The following is a 14,754-nucleotide window of genomic DNA, read 5'->3' as shown; positions in this document are numbered from 1 at the left end:
GGGACCCATACGCTCATGCTCAAGCGCATTGACCATATCGGTGTCGTGGTCCACGACCTGCTCCGTGCGAAGAAATTCCTTGAAAGCCTCGGTCTCAACCTCGAGTTCGAACGCGAGCTGCCCGAACGCAATGTAAAAGCCGCGTTCTACCGGGTGGGTGACGGGGCTCGTATCGAGCTCATCGAACCCACCACCAGCGAGGCCCGTCGACGCCGTCTCGGCGACCGCGTCGGCGACAAGGCTCGCATCGAGCACATCGCAGTCGAGGTCGACGACAGCATCACCAAGATCATGCAGACGCTTCGTGGCCTCGGCGTCGAATTCGTCGCTCCTCAGCCCGTGGCGATCGACGGCAACCTCAATGCTTTTTCCCGGCCCGACACCTCGGAGGGGATTCAGTTTCAGCTCGTCGAGCGCGACGCCGCAACGGCCTGACTCACCTGCGGAGCGGGTCCAGCGTCAACACCGTTGATTTCGCTCGTTTGGCCTGGCCGTTGACCCTTTCGTGACGGCCCGTCGGATTGCCCGGCGGGCCGTTTCGGCTGTCCGGCCTGGCCGCGGGCAGGTTGGAGGCCCGGCTGTCGCGCCTGGTGGGTGCCAGGTTCCCGGGCTCCGGCGGGCGTGAGCCTCGTTCGTGTAGCCGCCGGGTGCCGTGCTCTCGAGGAACGCCAGCGCGTACAACCGCCTGCCGAGGGCAATGGGTGGGCGTCCGGTATGCCGGCGCGCGGTGTAGTCCCACTTCGCGGCGAGGAACCTGCGATGCCGGGCAAGCAGGGTGCCGGGGGCGACAGGGAAGATCTCACTCCAGTGGCGTCGGGGTATCAGCCCGGACAAGGCTGCAAACCAGAACCGGTCGGCGGCTCATAGCGGACCGGTCCGACCAACTGGCGGCGCAGGACAGCGTTCTCGTGCCGCAGCACCAGCAGTTCCGCGTCCTTCACCGTCTCGCAACGGAGGAGCACCAATGGAACAGTCAACAGCTTCCGGGTCACCTGGTACAACAAGGACACGATCACGGAAGGCATCATCCCAGCGAACTGACCGCGCCTGAAGGGTGTCAATATTCCATTTGGGCTGATGAGCTGGGCGTTTCCTGTGGATGATGAGGCAGCCGGGGTGCCATGGCGTGGTACCCGCTCTGTAGTGCTCCGCGTACGTGGTGAGGACCGTGCGCAGGTGGCGTTCGCCGGAGGAGATGAGGAGCCGGTCGGTGCACTCTGCCCGGGCTGTGCGTATCCATCGTTCGGCGAACGCGTTGGCCCGTGGGGCTTTGCGGCGCGCGCGGGCCGGCCGAGATGTAGAAGGCGACCAGTGCGCGGTCGCGGTGGGAGGGCAGAGCCGCGAACAGTTCGTTGAACGCCTGGTCAGGGATGCCGCGCGGGGTTCGCCTGGGCTCTCTGGGCTGGTAGGGGGCCGGGCGCTTGAAGGCGTGCATCGGGTTGTGGTGGGCGTTGAGATGCTCGTCCTCGGCACGCTTCGTCTTCGGGAACGGGTTCAGCAGCGGGCGTCCGTGCATCTCGCGGTGGTACTCGTAGAAGCTGCGGACGACCGCCCTCCCGTGGCGCCGTGTGCGGGGAGCGTAGTTCTCGCCCGCGTACCGCTTGCCGGTCACCGGGTTGACCGACCCGGGCGCCGGAGCGTCCGGGCGACGTGGTCGCGGCGGCTTCTTGACCTTCTTCAGCCACAGGGCAAAGTGCCTGGCCTCTGCCCGGCCTGCCCGTTCCCACGGCACATCGACAGCCCACAGGAATCGCAACCAGGCGAGCAACTCGTACGCGTACGAGCGGAGAGAGGTCGGGCTGTCGTCGTTGGCGAGCATGTCGCGCAGGAACTCGCTGACTGCCGCTACCTCGGCCCCGTCCGCGTCGAGCAATCGGTACGGAAGGGGTGGGTTGCCGGTCTCCTCGACCCGGCCGACCCTTGGCACCGCAAGGGCCGTGACGTCCCGTAACTCTGCACTCTCCTGCACCTGATCCTCCGTGAGTCACCGTGGTCTCTACGACTCGTGATGACAGCACATCAGGACGGCGATGCGGGGCGGCCTCGGCAGCAGCCTGGCCGGGCTGCGGGTCGCTATCGTCACCGTGCGTCGAGCTGCGGGGCCTCGTCGGCTCACTTCTCAGTAGTTCGGTCAACAGGTCCTCCATGCCGTCCTGGTAGCGCTGGTAGAGCTGCCCGGAGCGACCGTGGAAGATCTTCCGGGCGAGGGAGTGTCGGCCCTCTTGGAGGTTCGCCTGGCTCTTGATCCGCCGCCGGTAGCCGGGCTCGTCGGCCAGGCGCAGGATGTGCAGGGTCTTGGCGATCCGCCCGGAGTGGGCGATCGCGTCGCCGAGCGCGCGCACGGCGCCGGTGTGGATGGAGCCGATGATCCGCAGGATGTCCTCCCAGTGCCGTTCGATCCTGGCAAGGTCGACCCGGCCACGGGCCGCGTCCTGGAAGGCGCCGTAGTCGGCCGTGCGGTCGGTGCGCCACATCTTCTGATCCGGCAGGTCAGCTAGCTGCGGCGCATACGCGAATCCCGCCAGGGTGAGCAGGCCGAAGACAATGTCGCTGTAGCTCGCGGTGTCGGTGACGATCATCTCGGGGCGCTTGCCGCCGTCGCGGTCGTAGAGGACGTCCAGCACGTACGGGGAGTCGCGCAGGGTGCCGGCCACCACTTTCCCGCCCAGCCCCGCCGCCTGGTCGTTGATCATGTTCAGCCAGGTGGCGCCGCCCCGGCGCCCGAAGTACTTCGGGTTCGGCCGGGCGTAGACCGACGTCACGGGCACGACGAACCGCATGCCGTCCATGGAGGCGACCAGGCCGCCGCCCCACGCCTGCGCGAGCGGGATCGACGCCTGGCAGTCGATCAGCGTGACGTTCGCGGCCCGATACGTCGCCAGCCGCAGATACGTCTGGTCGACGTGGGACAAGCGGCCGTACTTCAGGGCGTCCGCGGCCCCGATGACCGGGGTGTAGCCGACGTTGCAGCTGTGCGCGACCAGCAGCGCGGCGATCGTCATGTGCAGGTCCTTCAGCCGGGCCTCACCGCCGGTGACCGAGGTGAACGCCTGGTCGGCGCCGGTCCACAAGAACACCTCCAGCAATGCCTCCGGCAGGTCGACACGGGGCAGCATCGCCTCCACCGCCTCCCGCAGCTGGCGTAGGGAGGCGGGTTCCGGCTCCGGCTCCAGCGCGGCGAAGTGCAGGGCGGCCGTCGTCGTCGAACACGATCTGCGAGTTCGCCGGCACCCGTGCGGCGACCTCGCGGTAGGTGCCGTCCAGCAGCGCGGCCCGTGCCGCCAGGTGCTCGCCGCCCCGGCGGGCAGCCCGAGCGAGGCGAGCACGCTGGGCTTGGCCTGCTCCCACGCGTCCCCCTCCAGCGGCTTCGCGCGAGGATCGCCCCACTTGGAGGAGTTCTTCGCGAACACCTCCCGTCGGCGCAGCATCCGGTGCACCTGCTCCAGCACGGAGAACGCGTAGGCCTTCCAGTCCACCGTGCCCGGCTCCAGGTGCGGCGCGGACAGCATCAGACGCCGCCAGGAGCCCGTGAGCAGGCCCGTGTCGATCTCGGCGGGCCCGACCTTCTTGCGCCCCATCAGGTCCGGCAGCGACTTCAATGCCTTCAGGACCGGTAGGCCCTCCGGTGTAGCGTCGAAGTCGACCACTGTCACCAGGAGCTTCAGGAACAGCCGTACGACGGCGAACCGCGTGACCAACTGGGTCCGCCGTGCCTCGTCCGCATCCGAGTCGAGCGGCGGAGTCAGCTCGAACAGCGCAGCGATTGCCGCCGCCAACTCGTGCCGGGGCACCACCTGCTCGATCCGCTCCCACATCGCCTCCAGCGTCTCGACCTCGGGCGGGGTGATCTCCCCGGTGGCGGTGTCGACTTGCTCGCTGGTGCTGTCGAACACGATCTGGAACGCGGCGGCCAGCTTCGCCGACGCCCTCTCCACGCGTGGCAGGGTCTTCAGCTTCTCCTTCGCTGTCTCCCGCTCCGCCCTGGACAGCAGCTTCGTCGCGATCAGCACCTCCAGGAGGTCCAGGGCGTCATCGACCGCCCGGGACGTCAGGTAGACCGCAGTGGCCAGCAGCGTGGCCAGACGCCGGGAGTCACCGTGCCGCCTGAGCAGCGACGCCTTGCCATCGGGCCCGTACCGCGACAGCTCCGCCAGCCGCCGCGGCGGTATCGCGGACACGTCCACCTCGCTCATCCCGAAGGCTGCAATCTCCTGTGCTCGCTCCAGCGCCCACTTCATCTGGGCCCGGAGATCCGCACCGGCCCCCGGCGCAACCGGTCCAGCTCCGAGATCCGGGCACCCTGCGGAACGGACAACAGCGAGTCCAGCACCGCCTGCTGGCCCATGCTCAGCAGGCCGTACAGGGTGTCCCACAGCCGGTTGTTCGCCGCCTCCCGAACCGTGCCCACCAACCGGGCCAGACGGCTCGCCCCGGGCAGCAGCACCCGGCGCTCACGCAGCCACCCGGCCGCCGCGTCGAACAGCGACTTCGGCCCGTCGCCGGTCGTCCAGGCCCGCGCATCCAGCCACTCGCTAAGCTCGTCGCGCACCACGGCAAAGTCACGCCAGCCTCCGGCTTCCTGGATCTCTCCAGCGTGTGTACGGGCCGTCCCGTCCCGCTCGCCGTACTCCTACAGGCACGACGCATCCTCGATCCCCAGTTGCTCAGCGAGGTACTCGGCAACCTCCGCCGGCACCTGCCGCGGGTCCGGCATGAACCGGCCCAGGTAGCGCACGCTCGTCAACTGGACGGCGAACCCGAGCCGGTTGTGCGAGCGCCGTTTGGCCTGCACTTTCTCCAGATCCGAGTCATCCAGGAAGAAATACCGCTCCAGCTCCGCACGTGACGGCGGTCCGTTGTTCTCCGACCTGATGGACCTCGACGACGCCCACCGGTACGTCGCCGACATGCTCGCCGGCATGGACGTCCGGTACGACCTGGGCGACGACCACCGGCTCGTCGGCACCTTGTGCCCGGACATGAGTTGACGCTGGAGCGGCCCAGCCCGGACGTCGTCACCGCGGTGACCCGGTCGGCGGACCTGCTGCGTGAGGGTCGTGGGCTCCTGCTCGACCTCGTCGACCGCGCGGAGGCCGGCGACGCCGCGGCCGCGGGGACCGGACGGGTCAACACCGTCACCGCCCACACGGACCGGGTGGACGTCGACGCGTTGCTCATCCGGCCCGACGGCCTCGTCGCCTGGGCCTTGCCTACCGGGCGGGACCTCGACGCCACCACGCTGGTGCGTGCGCTGAACACATGGTTCGGCCAACCGGCCTGAGCACCGCATTAACAGTCGTCTCAGGTTCGCTCGGTACGAAGTCGGCATCCAGATAAGCGATGTAACCCGTATGTAGGAGGCTAGTGATGGCAGTCAACGCAGCACCGTCCGGCGAAGCGCCGGCCGGTCGGTTGGCAGGCCGGTGGGTGCCGTGGTTGGTGATTGGCTTGTGGTTGGTGCTGGCGGCGGGCATGGTGCCGCTGAGTGGAAAGTTGAGCTCGGTCACCACCGACAGCGCCGTGGACACCCTGCCGGCCAGTGCCGAGTCCACCAAGGTGGCGGTGCTGGAGGACAGTCTCCCCGACGGTGACAACAACACGTTCGTCTTCGTGTACCACCGCGCCGGCGGCATGACCGACGCCGACCGCGCGACGGTCGAGCGCCACTACAACACCCTTGCCAAGCGGTATCCGCCGAAGGCGACGGCGGCGGCCGGCGAGGACGACGAGGGCTCACCGACGAGACGCTCCACCGACGGCAAGGCGATGATGTTCACCCTCGAGGTGAGCACGGCTTACGGCGAACCGGAGGCCATCGTCGGCCCGTTGCGTGACGCCGCGAAGGACCGCCCCGCCGGCCTGGAACTCGACGTGACCGGCCCGGGCGCGATCGACGGCGACATGGATGCCGTCTTCGACGGCATCGACGTGCAGGTCCTCCTCACCACCATCGTCGTCGTCACGCTCCTGCTCATCCTCACCTACCGCAGCCCGGTGTTGTGGATCATCCCGCTGGTGGCCGTTGGCGCGGCCGCACTGACCTCGATGGGGACCGTCTACCTGCTCGTCAAGGGCTTCGGCATCGTGGTCAACGACCAGAACTCGGCGCTGCTGACGATCCTGGTATTCGGCGTCGGCACGGACTACGCGCTGTTGCTCATCGCTCGATATCGGGAGGCACTGCACCACCATGAGAACGTCCGGGTCGCGATGGTCCACGCGCTACGCGGCGCGGCGCCGGCCATCGTCGCGTCCGCGGCCACTGTGGTCGCCGGCCTGCTCTGCCTGCTCGTCGCGGACCTGAACAGCACCAGCGGGTTGGGCCCGATCGGTGCGGCCGGCATCCTGTGCGCGCTGGTGGCCATGCTGACGCTGTTCCCGGCGGTGCTCGTGGTGCTCGGCAGGCGGATCTTCTGGCCGGCCATCCCGCGGTTCAGCACGGCCGTGGAGGAGAAGCCGGGGCTGTGGGGACGGCTCGGCACCGCCATCAGCCGCCGCCGGTGGGTGGCGACGCTCGGCTCGCTCGGAGTCCTCGGCGTGCTCGCCATCGGGCTGGCGGGCAACACCGGCGCCCTGCGGGAGCAGGACCAGTTCCTGTCCGCGCCGGAGTCGGTCACCGGCTTCACCGTTCTCCGCCAGCACTTCCCGGAGCTCGGCGGCCAGCCGATGACGATCTTCACGCGGCCGGCGCACCAGGAGCGGGTGCTCGACATCGTCAAGGACACTCGCGGTGTGGCCCTGGCCATCCCGGAGCAGACCAGCCGTGGCTGGGCCGACATCTCCGTGTTCCCGACGGACGCGCCGGACACCGTCGCAGAGTACGACACGATCAAGCGGGTGCGCACCGCCGTGCACGCGGTGAGCGGGGCGGAGGCGATCGTCGGCGGGCCGAGTGCGGAGAACCTCGACACCGAGGTGACCACCAGCCGCGATGAGAAGCTGGTGATCCCGCTGGTGCTCGCCGTCGTCCTGGTCGTCCTCGGGCTGCTGCTGCGCGCGATCCTGGCCCCGCTGGTCCTGATGGCCACCGTGATCGTCTCATTCGCCGCAGCCTTCGGCGGCAGCGTGTTCGTCTTCGACACGATCCTCGGGTTCAAGGGCGTCGACTACTCGGTGCCGCTGCTGGCATTCCTGTTCCTGGTGGCGCTCGGCGTCGACTACAACATCTTCCTGGCCAGCCGGGCCCGGGAGGAGACCGTGCGTCTCGGCACCAGAGAGGGCATGCTCAAAGCCCTCTCCGCCACCGGTGGCGTCATCACCTCGGCAGGCCTGGTCCTGGCGGCCACGTTCGCGGTCCTCGCCACACTTCCGCTGGTGATGCTGATCGAGGTCGGGTTCCTGGTCGCCTTCGGCGTGCTGCTCGACGCCCTGCTGGTGCGGTCGGTCCTGGTGCCCGCCCTCACCCTGCTGATCGGCCGGCGGATCTGGTGGCCGAGCCGGCTGTCCCGTCCAGCGGCGGAGCTGCCGGACGGTCAACAGTCGCTCGGCGACGACGAGGAGCCCGCGCTGCAACGGTGAGCGCGGCGGCACGGACGAGATCCGGGACGGGGACCCAGGCCCGTCCCGGATCTTTTTCATGGGCCCGACGGCCGCCGCCCTTTGGTCCTGCGCCGTGCGGCCGGGGCTGGGGTCGGCGCGCCGTGTCCTGCCCCGACGGTGAGCCGTGCGGGGCCATGCCCGAGGGCCGCCGTCCCTTGTCCTGCGCCGCGCCGCCGGGGCGGGTCAGTGCACCGCGGTGTCATCCCCGGCGGTGAGCCGCGCGATCGGGGCGGGCGGGGCCGCGGCCGGAAGGTCGACCCGAAGCAGCGCGCCACCGCGTGCGGAGCGGGCGACGGTGGCCCGGCCGCCGTGGGCGTCGACGACCCGCTGCACGATCGACAGCCCCAGACCGGATCCCGGCAACGCCCGGGCGCTGTCGGCACGGTAGAACCGGTCGAATACCCGCGGTACGTCGGCGGCGTCGATGCCCGGCCCGGCGTCGTCGACCTCGAGCACCGCCGATGCGCCCTCGGCACGGAGCCGGACCTGGACCGGCTGGTCCGCGGGGGACCACTTGCCGGCGTTGTCGATGAGGTTGAGCACCGCCCGCTGGAGCGCAGCGGGACGCCCGCTCACCCACACGGAGGTCACGTCGAGCGCGACCTCGACGTCGGGTGCGCGGGAACGCGCCCGCGTCGCGGCGGCCACCACCACGTCGGCGAGGTCGAGCAGCTCGGTGCTCTCGTCGCTGACGTCACCGCGCGCCAGGTCGGTCAGCTCGGCGGCAAGGGTGCTCAACTCGGCCACCTGGGCGCCGAGATCGTTGAGCAGCCGGGTCCGGCTCTCCGCCGGCAGTGCGCTGTCCAGGGTGCCGCGCCGATCGAGCCGGATCAGCAGCTCGACGTTGAGGCGCAGGCTGGTGAGCGGGGTCTTGAGCTCGTGGGCGGCGTCCTCGGCGAGCAGCCGCTGGGCCTGCCGGGAGTCCCGGAGTGCGGCGAGCATGTCGTTGATCGACTGGATCAGCCGCCGGATCTCCCCACCGCCCTCATCCGGGATGTCGGCGTCGAGATCCCGGGTGTGCGCGACACGTACCGCTGCCGCGGTCAGCCGGTCGACCGGTGCCAGTCCGGTCCGCGCCACGGTCCGCCCGACAAGGGTGCCGCCGACCACGCAGAGCAGCCCGATCAGCAGCATGCCGAACCCGAACTGGTTGATCGGGCTGTCATCGGCGACCTGAGCCACCTGGACCGCGCCGTCGCCCGCCCGCAGAGTGTAGATGCGGTAGCCGTCCTCGTCGCTGTCGTTCGACTCCATCAGGTCGGCCGACGCGCCCTGCGCCACGCGCCCGGCGTGCTCGCTGACCGGGGGCAGCGCGGGTTGGCCGGCCGGCGTCCGGGTCGAGCCGTCGGGCAGGATGACCCGCACCAGCCGACCGGATCCGGGATACGGCGGTAGCTGGACCTGCGCCAGACCGGCGCGCTGTGCGTTCGTCGCCAGGACGCGGGAGTCGGCGCGCAGCTGATTCTCGGCGGTGTCCTGCAGCTCCCAGCCCAGTAGTTCGCTGGCCACCTGGAAGGCCACGAACACGCTGACCGCGATGGCCGTCGCCGCGATCACCGTCAGCCTGCTCCGCAGGGACCGCCGGCGCCACCATCGGGTCAGCCGGCGCGGTTCCCGGCCGGCGGGCCTGCTCACGGAGGAGTCTCCCGCAACGTGTATCCCAGGCCGCGCAGCGTGTAGATCAATCGCGGCTCACCCTCGGCCTCCATCTTGCGGCGCAGGTAGCTCACGTATACCTGGAGGTTGTTGGCGGTGGCGCTCATGTCGAAGCCCCAGACCGCCTCGAACAGCGCGTCGCGGGTCAAGACCCGGGTCGCGTTGCACACGAGGACCTGTAGGAGGGAGAACTCGGTCCGGGTCAGGCGCAGCGGCCGCCCGCCCCGCCACGCCTGGAACCTGTCGGGATCGAGCCGGACGTCGGCGAACGACAGGATCTGCGACTCCTCGTCGGTCGGTGTGCGCCGGCGCAGCAGGGCCCGCACCCGGGCCAGCAACTCCTCGGTGGCGAACGGCTTGGGCAGGTAGTCGTCGGCGCCCGCGTCCAGCCCCGTGACCCGGTCGGAGACCTGGTCACGGGCGGTCAGCATCAGCACCGGCAGATCCCGACCCGCGGCCCGCAACCGCCGGCAGGTCTCCAACCCGCCGAGGCGGGGCATCATCACGTCGAGGATCAGCAGATCCAGCGTGTCACCGTCGGCCCCACCGACCCCGTCGAGCACGGCGAAACCGTTGGCGACGGTGCTGGTGTCGTAACCCTCGACCTGGAGCACCCGCTCCAGCGACCCACGGATGGCCGCTTCATCATCCGCGATCATGATCCGCACGCCGGCCCGCCCCCTTCCAGTCGGTGCTTTTGCCGCTCATTGTCCCCGATCAACCTGAGACCAGGATTAGAGCGTCGCTGGGGACCGCGCTCTTACGGATACCTACTGACCTTGAATGCGTGATGTCGTCATGGTGGTTTGCGCAGGCCGGTTCCGGTGAGGCAGCCGTCGAGGACGTCGTGGCGGTACTGGAGTTGGCGTAGACTTCGCCGGACGGCGGTGATCAGGTCGTCGGGGTCGGCGAAGGCTCGGTTCGCCAGGCTGGTGCGTCGCAGGACGGACCAGAGGCCCTCGACTGGGTTGAGGTCGGGTGCGTAGGGCGGCATTTGGAAGACGGTGAGCCAGTCACGGTCGGCGACGTAATGACGCATACCGGCGGTCAGGTGGGTGTTGAGGATGCCCCTATGTCGCGTCAAGTGGCAGAAGATGCGGCAACGGAGGTCGCCGTCGGGTGGATCTGCCGGAAGATCTCGCGGGCGACAAGTGCGCGCATCACAGCGGATGCGTGTCACGACGATCCGGTAAAGGGCAGCGTTGGCCTGGCGGTTGCCACCGCGGTTCAATCGCCGACGGCGGGTCTTTCCGGAGGACTGCTCGACCGGGCTGACACCGCACAGAGCGGCGAAGGATTGCGGGTGCCGACAAATCATCCACGCAGGTCGGGAGCCTGATCACGGATCTTCGGTTCTCCTCGACATTCGCCCAAGTGCCTTCACCCGCAAAGGGCCGGGGCGGCATCATGATCTGTCGTGCTGCTGCGCCTGGACCACCTCGCCACGACCAACGCCCTGGCGTTCCTACGCCTCCTGCCGACGAGCGACCGAGACAAGGACATCGAGATCCTCGTCCTCCAGCACCAACTGCTTGTCCTGCAGCGTCAGCAAGCCGAGCTTCACCGAAGCGACCGTGCCATCCTCGCCGGCCTGCTCCATCACCTCCCCAAAGACAGACTGCGGCACCTTCTGCTGCTGGTCCGCCCCGAGACCATCTTGCACTGGCATCGCGAACTGCTCAGACGACGCCATGCCGCAACCTGCGTACCCAGGCGACGCGGACGCCCGCGCACCCTACGGTCGATCCGCGCCCTGGTCCTGCGCCTGGCCAGGGAGAATGCCTGTGGGGGTATCGCCGGATCCACGGCGAACTCGCAGCACTGGGGATCAAGGTCGCCGCCTCCACCGTCTGGGAGATCCTCCGCGAGCACGGCATCCCTGAAGGGTGTCAATATTCCGATCAGGCTGCTGAGCTGGGCGTTTCCTGTGGATGGTGAGGCGGTCGGGGTGGCGTGGTGTGGTATTCGTTGAGCAGTGCGCCGAGTACCTGCTTGCGCCTGACCGTGACGGCGGGCAGGGGGATGATGTTCGGGTGGTCGTCTGGGGCTCGTAGGTCGAGGCTGCGGTGGGCTCGTCCGGTGTTGTAGTGCTCGGCGTACCTGGTCAGGACTGTACGCAGGTGCCGTTCGCCGGTGATGAGGAGGCGGTCGGTGCATTCTGCACGGGCTGTGCGTATCCATCGTTCGGCGAAGGCGTTGGACCGTGGGCTTTGCGGCGGTGTCGGGATGACGGCTGTGCCGTTGCCGGTGAAGACGGTGTCGAATGCGGCGGTGAACTTGCTGTCCCGGTCGCGGATGAGGAACCGGAAGCGCCCAGCCCTCTCCTTGAGGTCCATGAGCAGGTTGCGGGCAAGTTGGGTGACCCATGTGCTGGTCGGGTGGGCGGTGACACCCAGGACGTGAACGCGCCGGGTGGAGATCACCATGACGAAGAAGACATAGAGACGTCTGAGGAAGACAGTCTCCACGTGCATGAAATCGCAAGCGAGCAGCGTGTGAGCCTGTGAACGGAGGAAGGAGCGCCAGGTCTGCTCGGAGGCGCGCTGCGGTGCGGGTGGCAGGCCGGGGCGGCGCAGGACGCGCCGGACCGTGGCGGCGGCGACCCGATGGCCAATCCGTCGAAGTTCGCCCTGGATTCTGACGTATCCCCAGCTCGGGTTCTCTCTCGCCAGGCGCTGGATGAGCGCGACCGTCTCTTCCGCCAGCGGTGGCCGACCGGGTCCGACCGCCGACTGGCGCCACTTCCAGCGCACCAGACGGCGGTGCCAGGCCAGCAGGGAAACGGGCCCGCCGGGGTCGCCCACCGGGCGCCTCGCCCCTGTCGTATGGGGAGCACGAGACCGTGCTCCCCATACGACAGGGGGTCGAGAGCTGTCAAGGGGCCCTTATGCCTCTCGATGCAGAGAGCATCCGGATCGATGGGGTGATCTCGGGGGCATTCGGTTGACGACGGCGCGCAGGGACTCGGTACGGCGCTGTAGGTCGACCGGATCGGGTGACGGACGAATCGGGCGTCGTTGACACGTCTGCGAGGTGGGAGCACGAGGGCTCCCAGAGGGCTCCCCGTCGCTCCCTGCCCGGAAACGGTTAAGGCCGCCCCCGCTACCCGCAGAAACGGCTTCGACCTGCGAAAACGCTGGTCGGGACGACAGGATTTGAACCTGCGACCCCTTGACCCCCAGCCTGAGCGGCGTACTCCGGTCCGTCCTCCCAGGTCACGCTGACGCGCAATCAGCCGAGTAAAGGAATCCGCCCTTTTCGGCCTCTGCGTCCCGAGGTGCCTGGGATCTGGCATCATGACCGGGCGTCACATATGCACAGTATACGCCCGAAGTCACACCCAGCACAGGCCCAAACTCCCCACCGCACGCGCTGCAGCTCACCAGGCAGAAACACACTTCTCAGCAGGCTGGACGTATTTTTCGCCATCCACAAGGTCCTGCTCCACCCAGATGCACTTGCCGTCGCGGAGGTAGCGAGTCCCCCACCGCTGTGAGAGTGCGGCTACCAGTTGCAGGCCCCGGCCGCCTTCGTCGGCGTACCCGGCGCGGCGGATGCGGGGTGTGGTGAGGCTCCCGTCGTAGACCTCGCAGATGAGTGACCGACTCAGCAGGAGGCGCAGGCGCAACGGGCCCGTGGCGTGCCGGACGACGTTGCTGATCAATTCGCTGACCAGCAGCTCGGTGGTCATCGTCAGGTCGTCCAGTCCCCAGGCGGTGAGCTGCTCGCGGACGTAGTCACGGGCCTGACCCGCTGCGCGGGGATCCTCGGGCAGGGGGCAGGAGGCGACATGGCCGGCGGGCGTTCCCCAGGTGTGGGCGATGAGCAGGGCGGCGTCGTCGTTCGTCTGCTCACCGTTCGGCAGGAGCGCGGAGACCACTGTGTCGCACAGCTGGTCGAGACGACAGGTGTCGTCGTCGTTCTGAGGGGTGGAGAAATATGAGGCGCCGGCTACGGCGGAGGCCAGGATCTGCTGGAGTTGCGCCAGCCCCTGATCGATGTCCCGGGCCGCGGACTCGACAAGGCCGTCGGTGCAGAGCACCAGCAGGCTCTGTTCCGGCAGGTGCAGGTCGTGAAGGGTGAAGGGCGGCTCGGCGGCACCCAGCGGCGGGTCGACAGTCCCGACGGGGCAGTGGACCGTGCCGTCGGGATGGACAACGACCGGCGGAGGATGCCCGGCCAGTGTGTAGGAGCAGACCCTGGTGACCGGGTCGAACACGGCGTACAGGCAGGTGGCGAAGACGTCGGGGCCGAGATCGCGGATGAGCTCGTTCAGGCGGCCGAGCAGTTCGTCCGACTCCATGTCCAGATCGGCGAGCGTGCGCACCGCCGTGCGCAGTCGCCCCATGGTGGCGGCTTCGGTGATGCCGTGCCCCATGACATCACCGACCACCAGGGCCACCCTGTCTCCCGAGAGCTGGATGAGGTCATACCAGTCCCCTCCGACGGCGTCACCCCTGCCTGCGGGCAGGTAGCGGGCAACAGCGGACACCGCGGCAGCAGAGGGCAGAGCCGTAGGAAGCAGGCCACGCTGGAGTTCCCGCGCACGGGCATGCTCCAGATCGTACAAACGGGCCCGCTCCAGCGCCTGGGCGACCAGCCCGCTGACGGCGGTGAGCAGAGTGCGTTCGTCCTCGCTGAAGGACCGGGGGCGGGAAAAAGAGACGACGCAGCACCCGGCGGCGTGCCCGGAGGCGATGAGGGGCAGGAATACCCACGCCTGCTTCGGTGACGCCATCACCACGGCCTTGAGTTCGGGGTACAGACTGACGAAGTCGGCGGGCGACTCGATGAACCGGGGGATACGGGTGCGGAGGGCATCGGTGACCGCGCTGTTGGCCGCAAGTGGCAGTCCATCGACGCGGCGCAGGAAATCTTGGGTGTATCCCACGGAACCGACCACGCGGAGATAACCCTCCTCAAGGGACTCCACGATCAGACCAGCGGCGCCGAACGGCGGCAGGACGTGCTCCGCGACGGCCCGGACCACGTCCGCGGATGCCACCGCTTCAGCGAGCGCCAACGTCAGTTCGCTCATCCGGTCCGTACGTACGTCCGCCATCAGCCCGTCCGGCGGACTCTCGTCGGTGACATCGGCGAAGGAAACCGCCAGCCCATCGCCGGGGGCGGGCGCGAGCCGTACGTGGTACAGGCGCCGGCCGACCGGCCAGCGCAGGTGAAAACCAGTCGGTCTGCCTTCGGCGCGGGTCCGCCGGCACTGTGTTTCCAAGGAAGACAACCGGCTCCCGGCGACCTCCCACAGGACGGTCCCGACGACGGACCGGCCCTTACCCAGGAGACGTTCGGCCGCGTCGTTGGCGAAGGTGATCCTCCAGTCACCGTCGACGGTCAGGAATCCGTCGCTCATGGCGCGGAGCGTTCGTAGGTGCGCCCCCGGCAGGGTCGGCTGCTGATGACCTGCCCGCCCTTGCTGCGTGTCGCGGTCCGAATCCCTCATGCGGTCGCATCCTCAGATGCCACATCGCCACCCGGTGGGCTTCCCACCGTCGGGCCTTTCCGAACCAACAGTAGCTGACCAGTGCACGGATCTCGTCATGG

The 14,754-nt window shown here is 68.8% G+C and carries 11 protein-coding genes and 3 pseudogenes; 5 read left to right on the top strand and 9 right to left on the bottom strand.

The annotated features are described in order from the left end of the window. Window positions 1-15: 15 nt before the first annotated feature. Complete coding sequence (locus tag ACMTAK_RS41520) at window positions 16-435, top strand: VOC family protein (RefSeq protein WP_137977003.1); 420 nt, start codon at window positions 16-18, stop codon at window positions 433-435. A gap of 386 nt (window positions 436-821) precedes the next feature. Here ACMTAK_RS41520 and ACMTAK_RS41515 read toward each other — a convergent pair whose 3' ends face one another. The 3 genes and pseudogenes from ACMTAK_RS41515 to ACMTAK_RS41505 all read right to left on the bottom strand — a co-directional run bounded on the left by ACMTAK_RS41515 (window position 822) and on the right by ACMTAK_RS41505 (window position 4,792). Continuing rightward, the gene (locus ACMTAK_RS41515; RefSeq protein ID WP_413810909.1) at window positions 822-1,016 is read right to left on the bottom strand and encodes a hypothetical protein; all 195 of its coding nucleotides are present in this window, start codon (window positions 1,014-1,016) and stop codon (window positions 822-824) included. A 348-nt stretch (window positions 1,017-1,364) separates the two neighbouring features. Further along, window positions 1,365-4,193 (bottom strand): Tn3 family transposase, encoded by a 2,829-nt coding sequence (locus tag ACMTAK_RS41510; protein WP_413810908.1) that lies wholly within the window; start codon window positions 4,191-4,193, stop codon window positions 1,365-1,367. 41 nt (window positions 4,194-4,234) lie between these two features. Further along, window positions 4,235-4,792 (bottom strand): annotated as a pseudogene (locus ACMTAK_RS41505) (DUF4158 domain-containing protein). 64 nt (window positions 4,793-4,856) lie between these two features. Here ACMTAK_RS41505 and ACMTAK_RS41500 point away from each other — a divergent pair. The 3 genes from ACMTAK_RS41500 to ACMTAK_RS41490 all read left to right on the top strand — a co-directional run bounded on the left by ACMTAK_RS41500 (window position 4,857) and on the right by ACMTAK_RS41490 (window position 7,518). Beyond that, window positions 4,857-4,988, top strand: coding sequence for a hypothetical protein (locus tag ACMTAK_RS41500; protein ID WP_413810907.1), 132 nt, complete (start codon window positions 4,857-4,859; stop codon window positions 4,986-4,988). Beyond that, window positions 4,985-5,281, top strand: a complete 297-nt coding sequence (locus ACMTAK_RS41495; RefSeq protein WP_413810906.1) for an aromatic-ring hydroxylase C-terminal domain-containing protein — start codon at window positions 4,985-4,987, stop codon at window positions 5,279-5,281. Before ACMTAK_RS41500 ends, ACMTAK_RS41495 begins: the two co-directional genes overlap by 4 nt. A gap of 86 nt (window positions 5,282-5,367) precedes the next feature. After that, on the top strand, window positions 5,368-7,518 hold the full coding sequence (locus tag ACMTAK_RS41490) for an MMPL family transporter (protein WP_413810905.1): 2,151 nt from the start codon (window positions 5,368-5,370) through the stop codon (window positions 7,516-7,518). A gap of 204 nt (window positions 7,519-7,722) precedes the next feature. Here ACMTAK_RS41490 and ACMTAK_RS41485 read toward each other — a convergent pair whose 3' ends face one another. The 4 genes and pseudogenes from ACMTAK_RS41485 to ACMTAK_RS41470 all read right to left on the bottom strand — a co-directional run. Continuing rightward, complete coding sequence (locus ACMTAK_RS41485) at window positions 7,723-9,174, bottom strand: HAMP domain-containing sensor histidine kinase (protein ID WP_413810904.1); 1,452 nt, start codon at window positions 9,172-9,174, stop codon at window positions 7,723-7,725. Further along, entirely contained in the window at window positions 9,171-9,863 is a 693-nt protein-coding gene (locus ACMTAK_RS41480; protein ID WP_413810903.1) for a response regulator transcription factor, read from the bottom strand. The genes ACMTAK_RS41485 and ACMTAK_RS41480 overlap by 4 nt, the downstream gene beginning before the upstream one ends. 128 nt (window positions 9,864-9,991) lie before the next feature. Continuing rightward, complete coding sequence (locus ACMTAK_RS41475) at window positions 9,992-10,279, bottom strand: transposase (RefSeq protein WP_461773848.1); 288 nt, start codon at window positions 10,277-10,279, stop codon at window positions 9,992-9,994. A gap of 66 nt (window positions 10,280-10,345) precedes the next feature. Continuing rightward, a pseudogene (locus ACMTAK_RS41470) lies at window positions 10,346-10,504 on the bottom strand (transposase); the annotation flags it as partial. Between the two features lie 108 nt (window positions 10,505-10,612). Here ACMTAK_RS41470 and ACMTAK_RS41465 point away from each other — a divergent pair. Then, window positions 10,613-11,076: pseudogene (locus ACMTAK_RS41465) on the top strand (integrase); the annotation flags it as partial. A 20-nt stretch (window positions 11,077-11,096) separates the two neighbouring features. Here the strand turns inward: ACMTAK_RS41465 and ACMTAK_RS41460 are convergent. Together ACMTAK_RS41460 and ACMTAK_RS41455 are read right to left on the bottom strand one after the other, a co-directional pair. Continuing rightward, a complete protein-coding gene (locus ACMTAK_RS41460; RefSeq protein WP_413810902.1) occupies window positions 11,097-11,999 on the bottom strand; it encodes an integrase core domain-containing protein in 903 nt (300 codons plus the stop codon). A gap of 575 nt (window positions 12,000-12,574) precedes the next feature. Continuing rightward, a complete protein-coding gene (locus ACMTAK_RS41455) occupies window positions 12,575-14,563 on the bottom strand; it encodes a SpoIIE family protein phosphatase (RefSeq protein WP_413810901.1) in 1,989 nt (662 codons plus the stop codon). Window positions 14,564-14,754 lie beyond the last annotated feature (191 nt).

Source organism: Streptomyces lacaronensis (assembly GCF_047337785.1).
GTDB classification, from domain to species: domain Bacteria; phylum Actinomycetota; class Actinomycetes; order Streptomycetales; family Streptomycetaceae; genus Streptomyces; species Streptomyces lycopersici.
The sequence above is the reverse complement of the archived record's forward strand: the minus strand, read 5'-3'. Positions and strand labels throughout refer to the sequence as shown.